Annotated in this window: 13 protein-coding genes and 2 pseudogenes; 6 read left to right on the plus strand and 9 right to left on the minus strand. The window is 52.9% G+C overall.

The window, feature by feature from the left end; all coding sequences use genetic code 11:
• The first annotated feature begins 962 nt into the window (after window positions 1-962).
• Window positions 963-3296 (plus strand): CehA/McbA family metallohydrolase, encoded by a 2334-nt coding sequence (locus OHL19_RS13120; RefSeq protein ID WP_396126763.1) that lies wholly within the window; start codon window positions 963-965, stop codon window positions 3294-3296.
• A 1131-nt stretch (window positions 3297-4427) separates the two neighbouring features.
• Here the strand turns inward: OHL19_RS13120 and OHL19_RS13125 are convergent.
• A complete protein-coding gene (locus OHL19_RS13125; protein WP_263358150.1) occupies window positions 4428-5318 on the minus strand; it encodes a neuromedin U in 891 nt (296 codons plus the stop codon).
• A gap of 250 nt (window positions 5319-5568) precedes the next feature.
• Between OHL19_RS13125 and mdlC the strand changes: the two genes are divergently transcribed.
• The 5 genes from mdlC (at window position 5569) to OHL19_RS23085 (ending at window position 10603) form a co-directional block, all read left to right on the plus strand.
• Window positions 5569-7206 (plus strand): benzoylformate decarboxylase, encoded by a 1638-nt coding sequence (gene mdlC / locus OHL19_RS13130; RefSeq protein WP_263358151.1) that lies wholly within the window; start codon window positions 5569-5571, stop codon window positions 7204-7206.
• 264 nt (window positions 7207-7470) lie between these two features.
• Window positions 7471-8289 (plus strand): alpha/beta hydrolase, encoded by an 819-nt coding sequence (locus tag OHL19_RS13135; RefSeq protein WP_263358152.1) that lies wholly within the window; start codon window positions 7471-7473, stop codon window positions 8287-8289.
• Between the two features lie 200 nt (window positions 8290-8489).
• On the plus strand, window positions 8490-9371 hold the full coding sequence (locus OHL19_RS13140; protein WP_263358153.1) for a DUF3034 family protein: 882 nt from the start codon (window positions 8490-8492) through the stop codon (window positions 9369-9371).
• Between the two features lie 26 nt (window positions 9372-9397).
• Window positions 9398-10297, plus strand: coding sequence for a hypothetical protein (locus OHL19_RS13145; protein ID WP_263358154.1), 900 nt, complete (start codon window positions 9398-9400; stop codon window positions 10295-10297).
• 39 nt (window positions 10298-10336) lie between these two features.
• The gene (locus OHL19_RS23085; protein ID WP_396126764.1) at window positions 10337-10603 is read left to right on the plus strand and encodes a LysR family transcriptional regulator; all 267 of its coding nucleotides are present in this window, start codon (window positions 10337-10339) and stop codon (window positions 10601-10603) included.
• A 142-nt stretch (window positions 10604-10745) separates the two neighbouring features.
• Here OHL19_RS23085 and OHL19_RS13150 read toward each other — a convergent pair whose 3' ends face one another.
• From OHL19_RS13150 to OHL19_RS13180, 8 genes and pseudogenes are all read right to left on the minus strand, one after another.
• The gene (locus tag OHL19_RS13150; RefSeq protein ID WP_263358155.1) at window positions 10746-11018 is read right to left on the minus strand and encodes a hypothetical protein; all 273 of its coding nucleotides are present in this window, start codon (window positions 11016-11018) and stop codon (window positions 10746-10748) included.
• 261 nt (window positions 11019-11279) lie between these two features.
• Window positions 11280-13649, minus strand: coding sequence for a sensor histidine kinase (locus OHL19_RS13155; protein ID WP_263358156.1), 2370 nt, complete (start codon window positions 13647-13649; stop codon window positions 11280-11282).
• A gap of 483 nt (window positions 13650-14132) precedes the next feature.
• Window positions 14133-14321: pseudogene (locus tag OHL19_RS23090) on the minus strand (hypothetical protein); the annotation flags it as partial.
• Between the two features lie 33 nt (window positions 14322-14354).
• Complete coding sequence (locus tag OHL19_RS13160; RefSeq protein ID WP_263358157.1) at window positions 14355-14999, minus strand: response regulator; 645 nt, start codon at window positions 14997-14999, stop codon at window positions 14355-14357.
• Between the two features lie 1272 nt (window positions 15000-16271).
• A pseudogene (locus OHL19_RS13165) lies at window positions 16272-16556 on the minus strand (type IV toxin-antitoxin system AbiEi family antitoxin domain-containing protein); the annotation flags it as partial.
• A 974-nt stretch (window positions 16557-17530) separates the two neighbouring features.
• A complete protein-coding gene (locus OHL19_RS13170) occupies window positions 17531-18472 on the minus strand; it encodes an AEC family transporter (protein ID WP_263358158.1) in 942 nt (313 codons plus the stop codon).
• Window positions 18473-18731: 259 nt separating this feature from the next.
• A complete protein-coding gene (locus OHL19_RS13175; protein ID WP_263358159.1) occupies window positions 18732-19556 on the minus strand; it encodes a fumarylacetoacetate hydrolase family protein in 825 nt (274 codons plus the stop codon).
• 203 nt (window positions 19557-19759) lie between these two features.
• On the minus strand, window positions 19760-20557 hold the full coding sequence (locus OHL19_RS13180) for a sensor histidine kinase (protein WP_263358160.1): 798 nt from the start codon (window positions 20555-20557) through the stop codon (window positions 19760-19762).
• Window positions 20558-20601 lie beyond the last annotated feature (44 nt).

Consider the following 20601-nt stretch of genomic DNA (forward strand, 5'->3'; position numbering starts at 1 on the left):
AGGACAGCTTTGCGACAGTGATCCACAGACCGATTCCACACGGCAATATGGCGATTACACCCATTCGACTGCGAGTTAATCGACGCTGGTTCCGTTGCCATTCTTCTGCATGGTCAATCCGCATCTTGACTTTCGAGCAGTCGATGAATTTGCTTTCATCCATCGAAACCTTCACGGTAAAAGCCCAGCAGATCCCATTCATGCATCGTCAATTTATATGGATGTCACAATTCTCTTTCGGCCTGCGCGCACTAAGTCGTTCATTTCACGAGAACTGCTTTCGATGCTGAAGCTGACGCCACTGCACAGTATTCAAATTCGCTCAGAACGGGCACAACATTGCGGAGAAATGGAGCCTGAATTCTCTGATATCCCTGCACGGCAACGGTTACACTCCTATCGATACAAGCCGGTTATGAGCAGTCAACTAAAGAGCATGGTGTCTACATCATGCTTCTGCCTTGGCAATCTTGAGCAATCTCGTCGAGGCTCATTGCTCTGCTTCAAATGTTCTTACGAATGGCTTGAAGGAATCCGCTTGGCACCGTGACCAGCGGCACGCACTTTCTAAAAGCCTCCACCGCCAGCAATCCACCAATCCTGCAACTCGACGCGAGGCACTTTTTTTGATGAATTCTCCAAGCTACTTTTCTTTCTCCCAAATGGTCAGACTTGCTACTCTGCTCTTCTTGACGTCGATGTCCTGCATCGCATTCTCACAGAAGACAACCGGCGCCGCACTTCATAGTGGGAGTGCCTCTGACCATACCCTGTCTATCCAACGACAGGGCGAGGGCAGAGGGAATGTAGAGTCGCTGGACTCGAAGCTCGCCTGCGATTCGAGCTGCACAGTAGCTTTTCCCGCATCCGAAACCGTGCGTCTGATCGCCGTGCCCGCTCGGGATTCCACGTTTCTTGGCTGGCAAGGAGCCTGCCGTGGAACAGGAACATGCGCCGTATCGATGAAGCAAGCGCGAACGGTCGTGGCCAGATTCTCTCAGGTTGGGCCGATGATTCCGGCTGGTACCTGGCTTGCGGGCGATCTGCATGTGCATGACGATCATTCGTATGATGGCAGTCTCGCTCGGCAGCGAAACCACGACAAGGCCAAAGGAAACGTGTCCGTCGCAGATCAAATAGCACAGGGCACCGCGAACGGCTTGAAATTCATGCCGCTGACCGATCATCGAACCTATGACCAGCACTACGATCCGCTATGGGAGTCCTCATCACTGTTGCTGTTACCGGGTGAGGAAGCTAACACGAAGCCACACGCGACAGTTCTCGGCGCGGTGGATTCAATCATTCAGGGCGCCAGCCGTGCGGATCGGGCTGACTTCACGCATGTCCAGCAATCCGTTTGGGACGCGCACAGCCAGGATGCTGTATGGTCGGTCGCGCATCCTGACGACGGCGAGATGAACACCGATGGCAGCCTGAATGCGCTTGCAAACGTTCAGGGCGTCGACCTGATCGAGATATGGAACCGCGCGAGAAATGTCGAAAAGCAAATCGACTACGACGAAAACCGCTGGAACGCAGGCTTCCGCTTCGGCGTAGCTGGCGTAAGCGACAGCCATATGCGAGAGCTCTGGAAGGTCGCGGGGCCGGGTATGAACACCTCCAGCGTCTTTGCGGAAGAGTACAACGAGCGTGCAATCCTCGCTGGGTTAAGAGCTGGACACACCAGCCTCTCGCCGCAGCCAACCGGACCGTTCCTCACCTTCACGACCGATCTGAAAGGCGGCGGCTACACCGCTATGGGCGGCGATGAGATCATCGTTCCAGCCGGCACCAGAGGACACCTGCGCATCCGGGTGCAGCGAGCGGCTGGGTTGCAGGTGCTGGTCTACCGCAAGCCAGGCAGAAGCGCTGGCCCGTTGAAGACATTTGTTCCCGCCAGTGATGATGAGACCGTGATGCTCGACGTAACTGCCGGAGACCAGCCGGACTGGTACCGCGTGGAGGTGCGCGGCCCCGGACTCACGAGAACAGGCGCCACGATTCCAAACGATCTGAGGGCCGCCGTCTCGCCGCTGTTTATCTCGCCGTCTCGCGTTGAAGCGAAGCCGGAGATTGCAGTGCCCGAGGATCAAGGCCAGGACGATGGCGCGGTACGGGTAGCGGGTGCACTCGGAGCGTTCGCAGGGTTTCCTGACGTAGCGGTGAACGCAGGTATCATCCACATAGTCGCTGAAGTCCACGGCGTAACTACCAGCACGATAGTCTATCGCCGACGCGATGCCAGAGGCTTCTGGAGCGATGCTGGCCAGACGCTCAGCGGCAAGGGTATGGCGCAGTTTCCTCGCGTGGTGGCCCGCGGCAACGACGTCTGGGTTACATGGCAGGAAGATGCCACTCAGATACCACACCGGCCCACGATCCAGTTGCGGCACTCCGTAGATGGAGGCCATACCTGGAAGCCCACCCAGACTGTGCGTGCACTGGAGGGACGCGCCGAGCGTCCGGCTCTCGCACTCTCCGCAAACGGTCAGCCATTGTTGGTCTGGCAGGAGATTCGCGCCACTCAGCCATTCGATATCATGTTTCAGGAGATCGGGGCGGACGCAGAGCCTCGCAATCTCTCAAGAGAAGGCAAATCCATCAGCGCGGGCACTCCCGACGATACCCGCTCGCCTCGCTATCCGGCCTCAGTCTGGCCGGCCATCGCAGTCGCCACGAACGGTCATGTCGCTGTGACCTGGCAGGACAATCGTACGGATCCCGATCCCCTGTGGACCGGAACCGCCGCGGCTGGGAAGGGTACGGATCCTGACAACTGGCAGATTATGGTTGCTGTGCGGAACCCATCCAATACCTGGGCAGCTCCGGTCTCGCTCGGTGCCGAGGATATGGCAGATCGTCATCCTGATGTGGCGTTCAGCGGAGCTGGCGATCTTATCGTCACCTGGGAAAGCAAAGCGCTGGAACCCAGCGGCAAAAATCTGTCGGTTCGTGCAGCGGTGTCCACTGACGATGGCCTGACCTTTGCTCCCCCCACAGTATTGGCTGAAGATGCGCAGACCATGAGCCAGCATGCTCGCCTTGGCCTCAACCTGGATGGCAGCGTGCGGGCGGTCTGGTTTGATTCACGCTCCGTCGACTGGCGTTGGCGCGTCATGACGGCGGTCTACCACAAGGATACGGGCTGGAGCACCGGATCTCTCCTCAATGGGGGTGGCAACAATACATGGCCAGCGACTGCCGGTGGTGCGATCGTCTTCGGCAGCACGCGCAACGCAGTACGGCTGCAGAGAGACATAACACAGCAGATTTATCTCATCGCTGTCCAATAGCCGTTCGCTTCGATGTTTCGCTCCCCAGACGTGGTTGCTGTTCCATAGATCATGGATTGTTTATCTCATGGTCTCCACTGCAGGCTTATTTAAGTCGGCCACACCCGGACGGCGCTCCGCAGCATAGTAATGAGGTTCCTCATTACTATGCTGCTATACGCGACATTTCCGGATACAGTGAGAGTAAACGAACGATTACCCGATTGAAACTACAGCGAATGCTGCACAAAGTCGATACGGATCTCACTACTGTCCTTGGTGCCCCTCGCATATGCTCCGGGCATCCACTGGCACATGGACCGGCCTGAATTTGGGTGCGCAACAGGAATGCAATACCACGTCTTGCCGCTAATTCGATTTGGGTACGCAACGCCCTATCTTCTTTCGGAAGAAATTCCAGAGCGCCCAATGAGATCAGGCGGGACCTCCGCGAACCCCACGCGGCTGCGCGCTAGGTGCGCGAGCGCCTTGGCTGCCGCAATAAGCCATTCCTTCGAGTGATCGGTTTCGTAAAGTGAAATGAACCCAAGAGCAGCTTCGTCCGGATAGTAGAGACTTTCCCATTCTTCGTCCGGCCCTAAGCCAGCACGATACTTGCTCTAGAAATTGCCATCCTCTTTTTGCAACAAAAGCGCGAATTTTCCGAGCGATTGCATTTCGACCACTGGAATGGAACTTGGTCTGGCATGATTCGCCTCAGCAAGCGCTACCAAACCAAGTCCTGCTCCTCCTAGATCCACGTCCGAGATCCTCGGTTGCGGCTTTTTCCGATAGCTAACTGTCCGGGTCGCGGTCCCGGTCCAACCCTCGTTTGGCTCAAGTATCGGGCGGCGCGAACCAATGCATCGACTACGTTTGCCTTGGGGTTGAGTGCGTTCGAGTGTGATCAATTTCCGCAGAAGACGTAATTGATGCGTCTGGCAAAGCCGCAACCTGAGAGGCGGATTTGGTCGCATTCGACTGCGAGATGGCCGATGAAGCTAAGAGGACAATACAAACGATAGTTCTTTAATAAATTGATTCACCCCGATCTGCCTCTTCGACACCGCAGATTGCGTGTAGACGTTCTGATTTACATTCAGGCTAGTGGAGATGCCGATAGTATGCTGCGTCGCAGAACAAATGCTTCGGCTAGCGTTTCTTCTTCTGGATGAACAGAAACTGGAGTTGGACTTGCATTTGCCAACTTGAACCACCGTTCGTAGTTCGCACGTTGTTGAAGAACTCAGCGCGTGCATTCAACGGTTGGGGCCCTACTTTGAATACACGTCCGACGCCTCCACCTACTGGAACAGTCCAACGCTGACTCCTCTGCTGCGTCCAATCCGCGGTAATGACTGGAGTCGTCACAAAGTAATAGCCATGCTTCATGTTGTAAAAGAGGAACGGATTGATGAGCATCTGGTTAACATGGGTATGATTCACGCCTGCAAACTGGTTGCTGAGCAAAGATCCGCCGAGCCAATGGCCTTGATGTATGAGGCCGACTAAGGCTGGGCCGCCTCCCCATTTGTTCGTTCCCAGAGTCTTGTCGGTTGCTGTAGGCAACCACAGCTGAGGCCCCACTCCCCAAATGAATTTTCCGGGGTGAGCGGGTGAAAGGTAGAACTGCGGCTGAATATTGCTGAGACCGTAATCAACACCCTCTCCTGGCGAGCGGCGCGGCACAACCACTACTGGTGTAATTGTGCGTGAGATGACGATCCAGCGATCAGACAGCTTGATGGGAATAACCGGCTCAATGAGGAGTTGGTTCTCCGCTCTACGATAGGGACCAACATCGTAGTAGGTATTGTTTTGGAAAGGAACACTGATCGCCGCGGCAACAGGATTCTGTGCGGCGTCCTTTGCGGCTGCATCCTCCGACTGGCTGGCCGATGCATTAGCACTTACCTCGGCTCCTTGGCTCGGCTTAGACGAAGGCGCGGTTTGCGCTTGAATTGAGCATGCAGCGAGTGCGAGGGCGGCAAGACATATTGTGAAGTAAGTAGCTTGCATTCTGGGTGATTTAGTTCGTGACATTGTCTTCTCCAGTGATGTGTCGAGCGAAAAGCCTGATCGGATCTAAACAGCATCTCGGAGATCAAAGAAGAGACGTAGGGTTAGCTCACTGTAAGCAAGCGCGCTCGATATAAACGCGCCCTCACTGTGAGCTAACCCTGCGACTACTGGAAAATGCCAACCTGAAAGTGTCTTCTAAATCAGAAGCTAACGCCGCAGCGTGACGGCGCGATGGTTTACTCCGCGCGGGGGCTTCAGAGAGGAACACAAAATGGCGACTGAGAAGAAGCAAACTGTTTGGGCAGCAACATACGATCTATTGAGGTCGCTGGGGCTGACTACTATATTCGGTAATCCAGGTTCTACCGAACAACCCTTCTTGAAAAACTTTCCAGATGATTTCGATTACATTCTTGCTCTTCAGGAAGCTTCCGCGGTTGCGATGGCCGATGGCTTTGCGCAGGCGACTGGAAAGCCAGTCCTCGTCAATCTCCACACGAACGCAGGCACGGGCAATGGCATGGGCAACATCATGACAGCCTTTCAGAATAAGACACCTCTCATCATCACCGCCGGTCAGCAGACGAGGGAGATGATCATTTGCGATCCGCTGCTGACAAACCGCGATGAGACTGCGCTTCCAAAGCCCTATGTGAAGTGGGCTTATGAACCAAAGCGTGCGCAGGATGTTCCCAGAGCGATCATGCGGGCATATGCATTGGCCCTTCAACCACCAGCAGGGCCGGTCTACGTTTCAATTCCGTTAGACGACTGGGACAAGACGGCCCTCGGAACTGCAGATGTGCGGACTGTGAGTTCGCGCGTTGGCCCTGATCCGGAACGGGTCAAGGAATTTGCCAAGCGAATCTCTACTGCGAAGAATCCTGCCCTCATCTACGGAGCCGAAGTTGAAAAAGCGGGAGGGTGGGATGCTGGCATCGCGCTGGCAGAGAAGCTCCGCGCACCTGTCTTTCGCGCTCCAGCGGCTGAACGTGCCTGCTTTCCTGAAACTCATGCGTTGTTTCAGGGGGAGTTGGTGAGCGCCATGGGGCCGCTAAGCCAGCGACTCGAAGGTCACGATCTCATCGTGGTGATTGGCGCTCCTGTCTTTCGTTACTATCCTTATGTCCCAGGGCCAGTGATTCCGGAGGGTTCCAGCCTGTTGCAGGTAACTGACGACCCGACAGATGCTGGCAGCGCATTGGTGGGTGACAGCCTGCTATCCGATGCGAAGCTCGCGTTGGAAGCTCTACTTGAACTAGTTGAAGATGACTCAGCTCGTATCGCGCCTGCGTCAAGACAGATACTTAGGACGTTACCTGAAGTTCCGAATTCTCCGCTAACAGCCAATGAAGTGTATGCCGCCCTGAGCGAAGTTCGGCCGGAAGGTGCGATCGTTGTGCAGGAAACGCCATCGAACTACAACGACTTCCTACATTGGTGGCCGTCGAAAGCGCCAGGTGAGTACTACACGTACGCCAGTGGTGGATTGGGGCACAATGCACCATCCTCCGTTGGTGTTGCACTGGCCCAGAGGAAGCTCGGTACAAATCGCCCAGTCATCACAGTGATAGGTGACGGCTCGCTGCAGTACTCAGTGCAAAGTCTCGCTTCGGCAGCACAACATAAGTTGAAGATCATCTACATCGTCCCGTGCAATGGGGAGTATGCCATCCTTAAGGAGTTCGCAGAGTTGGAGAAGACTCCCAATGTGCCGGCCCTTGATCTCCCCTTCCTTGACATCAATTCCCTTGCTAAGGGCTACGGTTGTTCCACAGCCAATGCCTCGACCAAAGAAGAGATCCAAGCTGCGTTCAAGATTGCTTTGACGACAGAGGGGCCAACTGTGATCACCATTCCGATCAAGCGCGAACTGAAGTCACTTGTGCCACCTGCTTTCAAGCACTAGCTTGTGCGACAAGCCCTCATCGTTAATAACGATGGGGGTTTTTTTAATCGGACATCGTTTAGCGCCGCTTGAGGCTCAAGTTGGCGAAGCCTCTTCTGACGTGAGTTTTCACTAGATGGCACACTTACTACTCACCGTGATCTTCCCTAGTCCTACTGCTCGCGAGCCGCTCTGATTCCTATACTCCGAGTCTAGGGACCTTTTCTTCTGCTGCTTGGATAAGGGGAGTACGCGTCCCTAAAGATCATCAAAGGAGCACTTCTTATGGCTGAAAACAGCAAACGGACAATCGTACTCATTCACGGCCTATGGATGACCTCACTGAGTTGGGAACATTGGGTTCAGTTTTATGAAGAACAGGGTTACAGAGTGATCGCGCGGGGTTGGCCCGGTATGGACGTCGGCATAGATGTTTTGAGGCAGGATCCCTCGACAATAGCTACGATCGGCCTAAGTGATATCGTCGACCACTACGAATCGATCATTCGAGATCTTTCCGAACCACCGATTATCATCGGACATTCGTTTGGTGGTTTGGTAACTCAGATTCTTCTGGATCGCGGCCTCGGCTCGGCAGGAGTTGCTATCGCATCGGCTCCGGTGAAGGGCGTGCTCTTCCTTCCGTTCTCGACCGTAAGAGTGATATTCCCGGCCCTTAGCAGTCCTGCGAATAACCACAGAGCCGTTCCTCTCAGCGCAGAGCAATTCCACTATGCCTTCACAAATACCTTGAGTGAGGAGGAATCGTTGGCGGTCTACGAGAAGTATGCAGTCCCAGGGCCAGACCATGTTGTGTTCCAAGCGGCATTCGCTAATTTCAACTCCGATTCAGAGGCGGCTGTCGATTTCAGGAATGAGACGCGGGCGCCGTTGTTGCTGATTGCAGGAGGTCTTGACCACGTTTCACCGCCTTCTGTGATCAAGACCACAAAGCATTTGTACCGGAAGACATCGGCGATAACCGCCTACAAGGAATATCCAGAGCGGACACACTACACGCTCGGCCAAGACGGATGGCAAGAGGTGGCGAGTTTTGCTCTTGGCTGGGCAGAACACCCGATTGCGATCGATGTCGAAGAGTGAGATGGCGAAGTAAGAATTGCCGGGCAGAAGTTACACGCTCTGGCCGCCGCTCTTACTTCTCACTGTTAACTCACGGTTCCATCACTCTTTTTACCCGTGTACACATGTTGCGATAGATATGCCGGATACGGTCACCCGCCGAGATTGGAAGAGGCGGCCCTTGTTCAGCCACAACTGAACCCCGAGAGGGAGGAAATGCTATGCGTACAACAACACCTCACCACCTATACATTTTGGTCACTCTATTGGCGGTTGCCTTCCTGGGCATTCGCTCCGCGGACGGTCAGGCCCTCACGATGGACGGACAGTCGGGGGTATTCTTTCAACCTTGGGCCAATGTCGTTCCAGCATCCCCCAAAAAGTTCAACGGTCCAACGCTCAGTTACCACGCAGTGACGGCTGGCCCTGTAGCGGGAGATTACTATAACGTGTCTCTCGAAGAAGGCTTCGGCAACTGGCTTGAATTCGGCTTCACTCGAGGCAACCACACCGATGGAGGTGATCCCACTTTTAGTCCCCTATTCAACTATGCTGGGATGAATATTTTCAATGTAAAGGCAAAGGTCATCGCCGAAAATATCCACCACATGAAATGGGTTCCAGCGGTGGCGATTGGAGGAGTCCTTCGCACGAATGTCCCTTATGTCAGTCAGACCTTCGTCCACAAGAACGCAACAAACGGGGACATCTACGGGGTAGCAACCAAGCTTCTTGTCATAGAGAAAAAATTGCCTCTTCTGTTGAGCGGAGGAGTTCGCGGCACGAACGCAGAGGTTTATGGATATGGCGGCAACGCCACCAACTGGCAAGCGCGGACATTCGGGGCGATTGCCTTTCCTCTTCCGATGAAACACGTTTTGATCGCACCGACCTTTGAAGTAGACCAAGAACCGCATCATCTCGCGTATGTAACCTATGCCAATATCCCTACCACGCTGATCTACGCTGTGCGCATCTCACGTTACCCCGACATGAAGTGGAGTGTGGATATTGGCACGGGACATGTAGTGTCCAGTGCCGCTCCGGGCGTAAACCTGAAAGCCAACAATGCGCTTGCCTTAGCTTTGGACTACCGTTTCTAGACACGCTAGAGAATAGGAAAATTGACATGGAAAATCATCGAATACCTGGCCTCATTGAGGTCATCAAGGTCTCCGATCCTGAGGAGATAAGAGCTCTTTCCCTCGATCCGAGGGTAGATCGGAAATTTCTGGCATTTCGGCCACTCCTGAATGGATTGCTGCTCCGGAAGGTCTTGAAGGCTTTGTCTTTTGGTGGAAAGCGATTTCCCACCATGAGGCCACGGGGTGATGCGGACCGTGCTCACGACCAGGATGCATTATGGGAACGATTGAATGAACGAGCAGCCACGGTCAGGCTTGGGGAAGAAGGTCTCGATCGTCTTGCAGAATGGGTAAAGGGGCAAAGAGCCGACAGGGAGCTAGGTATTCTTGTCCAGCAGACCGTCGGACGGCTCTTCGTCGATTCGTATATAGCGGACGCCGAGAGCTGGGCTGCGGCGATGACACTGGATGCAGCTCCTCGGCCAAAGGGTATCTTGACCACAATCTCTTGGAGACTCACAAGAAAAGTTTCCCGTGCGAAGGCTCTTTTGGCGGCCAAGGTAAACGGTGACCTTGCCGGCGTCCACGGCACTGGCGTTGCGTTGCACAACATTGTGAAGGGGTTTCGCGAAATGCAAACCCTTCATGGAAATATTTCAAAACGATTAGCGACGACCGCCGAGGCGGCTGCGACGCATTGCCTCATTGCACCTGCCACCATCTTGAGACAGGCGACTTCTGCTGGCGAGATTGCAGGTTGCCCGTTTCACAAGAATGCAATCTTTGTTCTAGAGCTTAGCGAAGCCCACAAACATGCTGACTCGAATGATCTGGTGTTCTTAGAGCAAAGCTGGAGTCGCTGCCCAGCTGAACGCTGGGTCCCCGCTCTTTTTGAGGGAGTTTGGCGAAGAGCCTCCACAGTCTCTCAAGAGACTGTGGACTAGAGCGAACGCGCATTTTAGTAATGCAAGGAGCCGTCCTCTATGAACGATTGGGCCGAGTTTTGTCACTTCAGGTATCTGCTTGAGATTTTGGAACACCACGGTTTTCTAACTGTAGCTGAGTACTTTCATACGGCGCAGCCTAACCTGAGTGCGCAGTCAAAGCGATTCCAGGAAAACTCTGGTGTGCACCTCTACAAAAAGAGCAAGGATGGTCGTATAAGGCTCACCGAAACCCGGCGTCGCGTTTGGCCGATTCGATTACCCAAGACGTTCTCGATGCTAGCGATGAAGCGATTGCGGCGCTGATAGCGATCGAGCGTGGAGATAATCGGTCAGCCGGAACAGCGGTCAGCCAACAAGCGACAACGAACTTACCGAGTCCTGTCTTTCTCGTTCGACATACAAGCCCAGAGGAATTGAGTGGGCCGTAAAACGCTATATTGCTCTCTCAAGGAGCAATCCTTCGGTTAAAATCGTCTTCCGCAGATAGGAGTGCATCACTGAACTTTTCATACGAGAAGGGAGTGGTGATGACGTCGAATCCACCAGCCGCCAGCACGCTCGCCCACATCCTGGAATTGCTTTTGAGTGTGTATACCAGAATCGAGGGACGAGGATCGAGTAGAGACACGACTCCCCATAACGAGCACCATTCGTGGGAGGCGAGATTATCAGCGGGTAGCAGCACAACTGAATACTTAGCCTGTCTCGAGACTCGCACGAATTCTTCGACAGTCAAGCAAACAACCAAGCGCATGTAAGCGACATTTTTCAGTTTGTCGAGGATTGATCGCAATGAAGGCTGCACTAGTGCCAATATGCAAAACGTTAAATCGCAATTGATCGGCTCATTCCAACTAACCGGCATGACCTTCACAATAGAAGATTTTGGACGGCATACAGAGTGAGCTAACCGTGATGAGTTAGGTGATATCCCGCTCACCGAAGGGCCGGTCAAGAGCTGGTGTCAATATCTCAGAGTTTACCGGGAGTGGAAAAGCTTGCTCCACCAATTCCGCCGCGGGGCAAAGGCGATCGGAGCCGGAAGCGAGAGAACAATTGACGTTCCCTTTCCACCATTGCTGCGGGCACTGAAGCGTCCACCTATTGCCTCTGCCCTTTCATGCATGCCTACGAGACCAAAGTGCCCGCTGTAGTGCGCAAGAAATGCATTCGCATCCATACCTATGCCATCATCCTGGATCGACAGCCTAAAGTCTTTGAGTGCATATGAGATTTGAATGTCGAGATGTTGAGCATTGGAATGTCGGCAAGCGTTTGTAATGGCTTCTCGAGCGATCCACACGGCCTCATCGTGAACGATGGAGTTCAACGGTACGGGATCCCCATGGACCGTCACCGTGACTTTGCATCTGTCATCCTTGAATAGACCGTCTACTACCCGATGAATCTCGGCTGTCACATTCCCGTCCTGTGAAAAGTTCCCTCTCATCTCCTTGATACGATCTCTGCCTGAAACAAGAAGCCACTCCGCATCATCTAAAGAGCGCTCCATTTCCTGTTTAACGTCTGGCGACACACGACTCGTAAAGCTGGAGAAGCTTAGAACAATTCCCTGGATCGCCTGCAGAAGAGTATCGTGCAGCTCTCGCGATATGCGCATCCGCTCAGACATTCGTTCGCTGACGCGTAACTCAATTCTCTCTGCGATCGCTTGACTTCGACGGAGATACACGCTGACAAGAACACAGACGATCAAAGCTGCTGTGACCAAACGAAACCACAAGGTCTGATACCAGGCAGGCTCGATGTCGAACTGGATAGAGTTCCCCTGTTGGTTCCACACTCCACTGTTATTGCAGGCGATCACCTGAAATGAATAGTGACCCGGACCGAGATTTGTATAAAAAGCCTGGCGACGCGTGCCAGCGTCTTGCCAGTCCTTATCGTGCCCGTCAAGCTTGTACCGAAACAAAACCTTTGCGGGATTGGGGAAGCTCAGCGCTGTGTAATCGATTTGGATGTCGCGCGTTCCCGCCGCAAAATCATTTGAGGCGAGCCGTGGTACTCGCACATGATCGGCTATCAATGACTCGATTACCACCGGAGGCGGTAGAGAATTGAAGTAAAGGTGTGCTGGATCCACAACCTCCAAGCCATTCGCGGTTGCAAACCAAAGCTTTCCATCCGGAGACCGGGATAGGACCGGCGAAAAGTCGCCCAAATTAACGTTATATCCGTCCTCTCCGTCAAAAAAGAGCCGATGCCAAGGACGCGCATTTGGAACGTTCCACCATTGTTCAACTTCACCCTTCTGGATTCGAAGGAGCCCGCATTTGCCCGCCGCCCACAAAGATCCGCTCAGATCAAAGATAGATTCATGTAACTTGCAGGACGCGAACTGTGGGTCTGGAATGAATCTTCCTTCAACTCCCCGGATGAGGACCAAGCCCTCTTTACACCATATGTATAGCGTCCCATCAGGCCCTTGCATGAGACCGTATAGATGTTTGTGTTCTAGTAACTTGTTCCGCTCGGGCTCAACCTTTCCGCCCTCGATATGAGCGATGTTGCCCGATCGATCTAATATCCAAATGCCCGAACGTATGTCCGACATAGTGACATTTGACATTCCAAGTGCTGCGGCAAAACGTCGCGCCACACTTTCGTTAGGCTTCACGTAGGAGAGAATCGTATTGTCAACCTTCATTCTGAAAGTTGAGATCCAGACGTTGCCCTGCTCATCTTCCGCCATGCGTCCCACGATGCCGACCGAGCTCCCATCTTTGGCGCGGATTCGTGTGACCGAATGCTTTGTTATTCGATAGAGCTCGGTGTCCATGCCTAACCAAATAGACCCGTTTCTGTCCTCAAAAATTGAAGTTCCCTGTGTTCCAGGAAGATGCACTCTATCTGTAAGTCGCGGTAAAGGGCGTCCGCGAATAATATCTGCTCCACTCTTTGTGATGGTCCATATGCTGCCGTCGTGGGTTGCGAGAGCAGCATCAGAATAGTCGAGACTAAGATGCTGCGCGCTTGAATAAGTAATGACGCTGCTATCTCTGAACCGATCGATCCCCTTGTTGGTTACCACCCAGAGATCACCTTCTCGATCCTCGAAAAACTTCCTGACGGAATCTCCAGAAAGGCCGTTCTTGGAGTCGTAACGCTCCACCCCATTCCCACTGACCCGCAGGATGCCGTCCCTCTCCGTTCCAATCCATAAAGTTCCATCTTTCTTGCTGAGAATGACATTTACTTCGAGGTCAGCGCCGCTGAGCTCGGAAGTTTGGACGGGTTGAAAGTGTCCATCGGTGAGGTGTTCGAGACCCAAACCCCTGCCACGCGAAGGAAAGCCGATCCAGACGCCCCCATGAAAATCAGGAGCCAAGGCCCCCACTCCTCCCAATCCCTGTTTTCCTCGAAGAGAATTCGATGGCAATGGAAACACCGTTAACTTGCCGGAGACAAAACGAAACACAGCGCTACCATTTGCTGACCAAATCGCGTTGTCGGCATCAACGGTGGCTGTGAAGCTACTGAACAGTTGAGAGTTCCCTCCGAGGCAGGTGATAGTAGCGTTCGTGGGCCTACATAGACCACCTTCTCTGTCTCCCTCAACCCTCTCACGCACAGCCCAAATTTGCCCCGATCGATCTTCCACGAGCGCATCGTATCTACCTCCCCGCCCGGAGAAGGACAATAGTGTTCTCCCATCCCACTGGTAAAGGTGATTACCACCCCCAATCCAAAGACTTCCGTCAGAAGCTCCTAGCACGCTCCATACTTCTCCACCGAGACCAAGTGGTTTTCCAGCGATATAGTCTAGAGGAACAAATCGGACGCCATCGAATCGGAGCACGCCCGCTTCGGTGCCGATCCAAATGTATCCGTCCCTGGTTTGGGCAATTGCTCTAGGTGGCGCGTTCAGTAGACCGTCCTCAAGGCGCCAAGCCGTATGGGCATACTGAGAAATCGCTGTGTTTGGATTGACCGCGAACAAGGGCTGCGAAAAGCCTAGGAGTAGCAACAGGCAAAACCATATGAGGCGCTTTAGATTCATTTCACGCTCCGCCCACCACCAGACGGTATGTCCTCAAACATCCAAGTCAAAATAACCTCTCTTTATAGCAATGGTCACTGCGTGTGTCCGATCATTTGCATTGAGTTTCGCCATCGTATTCGCAAGATGCGACTTTACCGTGTCAGGGCTGAGCGAGAGACGATCAGCGATGAGCTTGTTCGACAGACCCTCTGCAACATGTCTGAGAATCTGCAACTCTCGCGCAGAGAGTTCATCATCGGCCACGTACGAAGCCATAGCAACGGCGATATCCGGCGGGATCACTTTTCTTCCAGCCTGCACGGCTCGTATTGTGGTCAGCAAGTCTTTTCGTAGAGAGCTCTTGAGCAGATAGGCCATCGCGCCCGCTTTGAAAGCCTTAACCGCTTGTACGTCGCCCTGATACGTCGTTAGCACGATGATGCGGGCATTCGGAAATGTCTCTCGAATCTGCGTGATTGCTTCGTGCCCTGACATATCTGGAAGACGAAGATCCATCAATGTGACATCGGGTCGAGTTTGAAAAAACTGTGTCACCGCTTCTTGACCGCATGTGGCTTCGCCGACGATTTCCATGTCAGGTTGACCTTTCACTGAGGCGAGTACGCCGTCTCTCACCATCTGATGATCGTCGACCACTAGGATACGGATTTTTTGAACCGCAGCTTTTGGCTCCATGCCTTCATACGCCCTGTTCTCGCCCAAATGGGTGAATGAAACCATCCCTGAATAGGCGTTGAGTTGGAGGACTCTACGCTAGAAGATGTCCATATTGGCAGTTGTACCACGGCAAGCTGGTTGACAGCGTAATCGAGCTAAACGCTCGCGGAGGACCGAAGATGCACATCACACCCCAAATGTTCGAAGCTCATAACCAAGTGCTTATTCCCGCCGCCCCGTCGAACACCTGGACTCACGAAGAGGTACGGGAGGAACTGGGTCGAATCCTCAGAAGTCGATTCTTTATCAAGTCGATACGACTATCGTGCTTCCTGTCCACGGCGATCGACTATCTTCTCGAAGGAAAAGCCGATTGCTTCAAAGAGTACACCGTAGGGATAGAGGTCTATAAGAGGTCGGCAACCTATGATCCAACACAAGACACAATCGTTCGTACCGAAGCGCGACGTCTTCGAACAAAGTTGAGAGAGTATTACTCCAACTTCCCGGAGCAGTGCAGGGTGAGAATCGCATTCGCAACTGGAAGCTACGTGCCACTAATCGAAATGCGCTATCCATCGCGATTCGTGGGCAGACTTGAAGCTGCTGTTCCCTCGATATCGTCGTTCCAAGGAGAGACTCTTTCGATAGGCGTCATCCCTTTTAGCGCAAGAAACACGGAATCTACTCTTGAACATTTCGCCCGCAATCTCGAAGAAGAATTGATTCACGAGCTCGCAATGGTCCCGAACATCAAAGTGTTTCGGAACTCTGTCGGTGGTTGCGCCCCCTCCGCGGACCAGCTTTGTTATTGGAATCGGTCTGGAGTTCAATTTGCTCTTCATGGTCATTTGCATCAAGCGCCAGAGGGAGCTGTTGTGCAGATTCAATTGACGACGATGCAAGGAATGATTCTCTGGTCCGGCCGATTCAGTAGCGAATTGTTGCAAGGCCAATCCAGCGAAATTGTATCAACAGTTCGCGCTGCCGTTTTCCATTCCACCACCCTGGACAACCGATCGATGTCCAGAGAACTCATCCTCAACAATTAAGGCACATGGATCTTGCTTTGTGAATCTTCTGGGCAATACGACCCAGCGCAGATCGTATCTCGATGAGCGAGGTCTCTCAATCCGCAATCGGCAGATACACCAGATCGATGTCCACCGAGAGGCGGGGTAGGTCTCGAACGAAAAGATTGATTGCTGTTCGCCATTGAGAGCAAAGCAAGTCCAGGTCGCCACATGAGGCGATACGCGGACGAGTATGGCAACCTGTGCCTCGAAGATTTCACTGGCCATCGTTGCTGCCTCTAGTGCTGAATAGTTCCATTGGAAGAGTGATCTGATAGCGCGAGTCGAAGTGGCCCTGGGGAACCAGTTGACGCTTTCCTTTCCCGAGGTCGACGGAAGACTGATCCAGATGTCTGAACCAGGCATGTCCATGCCTGGTTGCATACCAGAGGAAGAGCCGCTTTACCTTCACACTCCTGCACTCTCGCAGGAGTGTCCCCAGTAGTTGGGGACGGAGATTGGCTAGACCTTCCATGACGACATCGACTTGATGAAAGCTCTCGTGGTGCGGGCATGGTGAGGGATTACTCCCAGGGACTCATGAACTCCGCATCATTTGACGATCCTGATGCGATGCCTAATCTCACTTGGCGATAACAGGCCAATGCACTCATTGAAGCGCTATGCGTTACTTACAAAAAGCGCGTTTGTAATGAGCAACTCTGACGCAATTGTTCCTTGCAATCTGCCTGGCAGACGTGTGGGCGTTGATTACCTTAGGCCGAAGCGTTTGGCCGTGATGGTAATTGACGAATGCATTATCATTGGGTCGTGATGTTCTTCTCTGTTATCTAAACCGTACAAAAACGCAGGCATGCCGCGACCGCAGTAGTCGGCCCCTTTGTTTTTGTACGTAGCATCGGCGGCGCACATTCGTACTGCTCGCTCAACGGTTTAGAAAATAGGAGAAGTTTATGTCTTGGTCTGAGCATTTTGTTCGGAATCATCGACGGCAAACGGACTACGCCATCCATAATGCATTTGCGCAACTGGCCTCAGATCCTCCCGTCCTGGAAAAATTTCATGAGATGCTGCACTGCGCTCGAAAGCGAGCGGTACGCCTTTTTGAGGCGCCAATCGTCAATGGGCGTCATCTCGACGTAGATGCGCTCATCAATCTGTCTCGATTCCGAACTGCACATATTCGGCCAACAATCGACTGGGTCCGCACATCGTCATCCTGGCGGCATTCTCCCCTCGCTTTCCGCCACAACGTTGCGGCAACAGTTGAAGCGATGCCACGTCTCGACCAACTCCAGAAAATCCGAACATCGTGCAAATCTCGTCCCCCGCAGCACCCTCCCCGAATCTGGCGTGTGCGGTCCGCGTATTAGCAATGAGAAGTGGGATTGCCGCAGGATAAGCCCATGTTAGCCTCAGGGGAATGGAGGTCAGTTCCTACGGCGAATAACCTGACGATTCCTATAGTTGCTGACAGATTGTTATGACCGCGGTTGTCACTAGATTCAATGGACCTCAACTACTCATGAAAAGAGTGACCGGCACGGTCACAAACAGCGAGGTTGTGGAAAGTAGGAGAATCGAGGCTGTCTCGTCCTCCAAAGTCTTGTACTTTGCCGCGAACAGAACGACGACTGTAGCCATGGGAAAGCTCGCGCATACCAAGGCTTCGCGAGCGAACGGCCCGCTTATATGCATCCATCGTAGTAGTGCGAAAAGCAGCGCAGTCTGTATGGTGATGCGGCCTATTGTTCCCAGTACGACGGCTCTGGAGAACCGGAAGGCATGAGCGGCGAGAATGAGGCCAACGGTGAATACCGCAACACCGGCGGTTGCGGAACCAATCATGGACAATGAACTCGAAACTTCCGTGGGGACGTGGATTCCTACCAGGACAGAGAGAATTCCCAAGACGGGAGCCCACAGTAAAGGCGACTTGAGGCCATTCTTGATTCCCATAGCGATGGGCGAATCCTGATTAAGCGCACTTGAGCCCGGCGCACTATTCATCTCGAGAAAAATGATAGCTAGGGGGATCACGAAATCAATCGACAGAGCGACCAGACTTACAGTGCCCGCGCTGGTCTCTCCGAGCAGGGGGCGCAAGACTTGGATGCCAAAGACAGGCGCAGCAGAACTTGAAAGCATTAGCGCGTAAATAGCAGCCGGGGTTCCCTTGAGCGAAGGAATTTGCTCCATGGCGAACAGCGCCAAAAGGAACAAGCCAATATGAGAGATGAAAAGAGCAACGACGAGACCACTCTGCTGAAGAAGAAGATTTTTGGGAATATCCGTCATGTTAACGAAAAGAGTAGCGGGCAATGCGAAACCCAGCGCCAATTTACTGAAGCCCGATGCTTGTTCGGAGTTGAAGGTGTGTCGTCTGCCTGCAACGTAGCCGAGGATCAGCACGAAGAATATAGGAATCAGTGCCGCAAATAACCTACTGATATTCACCGTAGCTCCTTCTTACAGTTAGGTGTTTTGCTGAGATGACAACATCTCGGATATTCAATCTCAACGAGGAAGTCGCGGTGGGAAGCGTAACGAATATCTCGCAACAATTGAACGAAAGACATTTAGGGAGGGCAGCGCGAAACTACCGTTCGCACTGCCTTGGTCATCAAATCGTCTCTGGCGCAAGTGTCGCCATGCAGTAATAGCTAGCTTCCTGATAGGCATCGATTGGGATCGAAGGACTGATCTTAGATCGGCATTATCCGATGATTTCGTGCCGCTGGGCACCAAGATTGGAAATGCCGCACTCCAGTATGTCGCCCACAGCAAGGAAGCGATTTTTGCCCATTCCTACACCCGGCGGTGTCCCAGTCGCCAAAATATCGCCGGGAACCATCCTCATGTGGCGCGAGAAATAGGCAAGCATCTCGTAGACCGGAAATATCATGTCACTCGTGTTGCCTTGCTGCTCATAGTTCCCATTGACCTTCGTCCACAAGTCAACATTCATTGGATCGATACCTGTTGTGAGATACGGGCCGATTGGGCCATACGTGGGACGGGACTTAGCACGAACGAGGTGGTGCTGGCGTTCGGCATCAACTTGAGTCGCACGATCAGAAACGTCGTTAAGACACACATAACCGAAAATGTAGTCAACTGCATCCTCGGCTTTGATGTCCTGTGCCTCGCGACCAATGACAATTGCAAGCTCAACTTCCCAATCTAGCTTGACGTCGGGATTTGGACCACGACGAATCGGGTCGAAAGGGCCAGTCAGGCAATATTGCGATTTTAGAAAAACTTCGGGCTCAGTCGGAGTTGGAACTTTGAGTTCCTGGATGTGTTTCTTGTAGTTGAAACCCGTCGCCGGCACCTGGCGTACGCCGTGAATAGGTGCTAGATATTGCACTTCCCCGGTAATGGGCTTGAGCGATGCGACATCGAATTCATTCAGGACACCACTCGCTATCGCCTCGGGTGTGATATCGGGGATGAGGGATCGTAGGTCCAATAATTCGGTGCCGCTGACGAGTATTGGAATAACTGAAGCGCCTTGCTGGATACGCGCAAATTGTTTCATAATCACCTTCCTGTGTTTCCGTGGGCTAGATCATACGAAGTTGTTGAATAGATAGAGGAATCGTCATAAAGCACTAATTCGCCTACACGTCCGATTCGGCGGATAGATACGAGAATCCGGTGAGGACTGTACATTCAACTTTGCCACCGGTCCGGTCATCTCCTGGCATGGGGAAATACTTCTCACGTCATTACGTCATTGATTCATTCAGCCTCCCGTATGGAGCTTGCGTGTCTTCGAGAAGCAAGGACGGTCTTTGCAAATCGTAGAGCTAATATTGTGTAGCCGGGAGAACTCGCTTCAACCTGAAGACTCCCACCATACTCACGAGCGACATATGTAACGATCGTGATGCCCAGCCCTCTCCCATCCTGCATATCTGCCGCGTCGATCGGCAAAGACAAACTCTTCCGCATCCATGCGGGAACGCCGGAGCCATTGTCCCTTACACGAATACAGACAAATGATGGTTCATCGTGAAGCGATATCTCGACCCTGCCGGGTTCGGCAGCACACCGGGATGCGTGACAGGCATTCAGCACCAAGTTGTACACAGCGCTGCTGACGATTGTCTTGTTGAAATGGGCGGCGATCGACGGTGAATCGCGAATCGAAATGTTTACCCCTGTAGCATGTGGATGCGGACGGATTGCTGCCGCAATCTCGTCAATTAAGCGATTGAAAGATTCCGTCACATCTTTCAGTGGAACGGCTCTCCTAGCATTAAAAAGAATGAAATCAAGCAGCTTAGTCACATCGCCTATGGCTAGTTTCAGTTCTTCGAAGAGTTGCTTGCGTTCGGTCTCTATTGCAGACTCACTCATGAACTCCGCATTGCAGTAAACAATCGAAAGATGATGTCGTATGTCGTGGGATAACAACGGGGCAATGACCCTGACTAATGATTGGTTCGACCATGTGCCTAAACAGCGTTCAGGAGGGAGCATCTGATCGACATGGTCGATATCAGTGGACTTGTAGAGGATTGCAAAATGATCCATGGATTGACTCCCTGTTTTCATAAGCTATTTGCCATCCCGTGCCT

It is taken from the genome of Acidicapsa ligni (assembly GCF_025685655.1).
Taxonomy (GTDB): Bacteria; Acidobacteriota; Terriglobia; order Terriglobales; family Acidobacteriaceae; genus Acidicapsa; species Acidicapsa ligni.

Excerpts from the sequence above, each read along its gene's own strand:
- OHL19_RS13120 (WP_396126763.1), top strand. The coding sequence starts at position 963 with ATGAAGCAAGCGCGAACGGTCGTGGCCAGATTCTCTCAGGTTGGGCCG.
- OHL19_RS13125 (WP_263358150.1), bottom strand. The coding sequence starts at position 5,318 with ATGTCACGAACTAAATCACCCAGAATGCAAGCTACTTACTTCACAATA.
- mdlC (WP_263358151.1), top strand. The coding sequence starts at position 5,569 with ATGGCGACTGAGAAGAAGCAAACTGTTTGGGCAGCAACATACGATCTA.
- OHL19_RS13135 (WP_263358152.1), top strand. The coding sequence starts at position 7,471 with ATGGCTGAAAACAGCAAACGGACAATCGTACTCATTCACGGCCTATGG.
- OHL19_RS13140 (WP_263358153.1), top strand. The coding sequence starts at position 8,490 with ATGCGTACAACAACACCTCACCACCTATACATTTTGGTCACTCTATTG.
- OHL19_RS13145 (WP_263358154.1), top strand. The coding sequence starts at position 9,398 with ATGGAAAATCATCGAATACCTGGCCTCATTGAGGTCATCAAGGTCTCC.
- OHL19_RS23085 (WP_396126764.1), top strand. The coding sequence starts at position 10,337 with ATGAACGATTGGGCCGAGTTTTGTCACTTCAGGTATCTGCTTGAGATT.
- OHL19_RS13160 (WP_263358157.1), bottom strand. The coding sequence starts at position 14,999 with ATGGAGCCAAAAGCTGCGGTTCAAAAAATCCGTATCCTAGTGGTCGAC.
- OHL19_RS13175 (WP_263358159.1), bottom strand. The coding sequence starts at position 19,556 with ATGAAACAATTTGCGCGTATCCAGCAAGGCGCTTCAGTTATTCCAATA.
- OHL19_RS13180 (WP_263358160.1), bottom strand. The coding sequence starts at position 20,557 with ATGGATCATTTTGCAATCCTCTACAAGTCCACTGATATCGACCATGTC.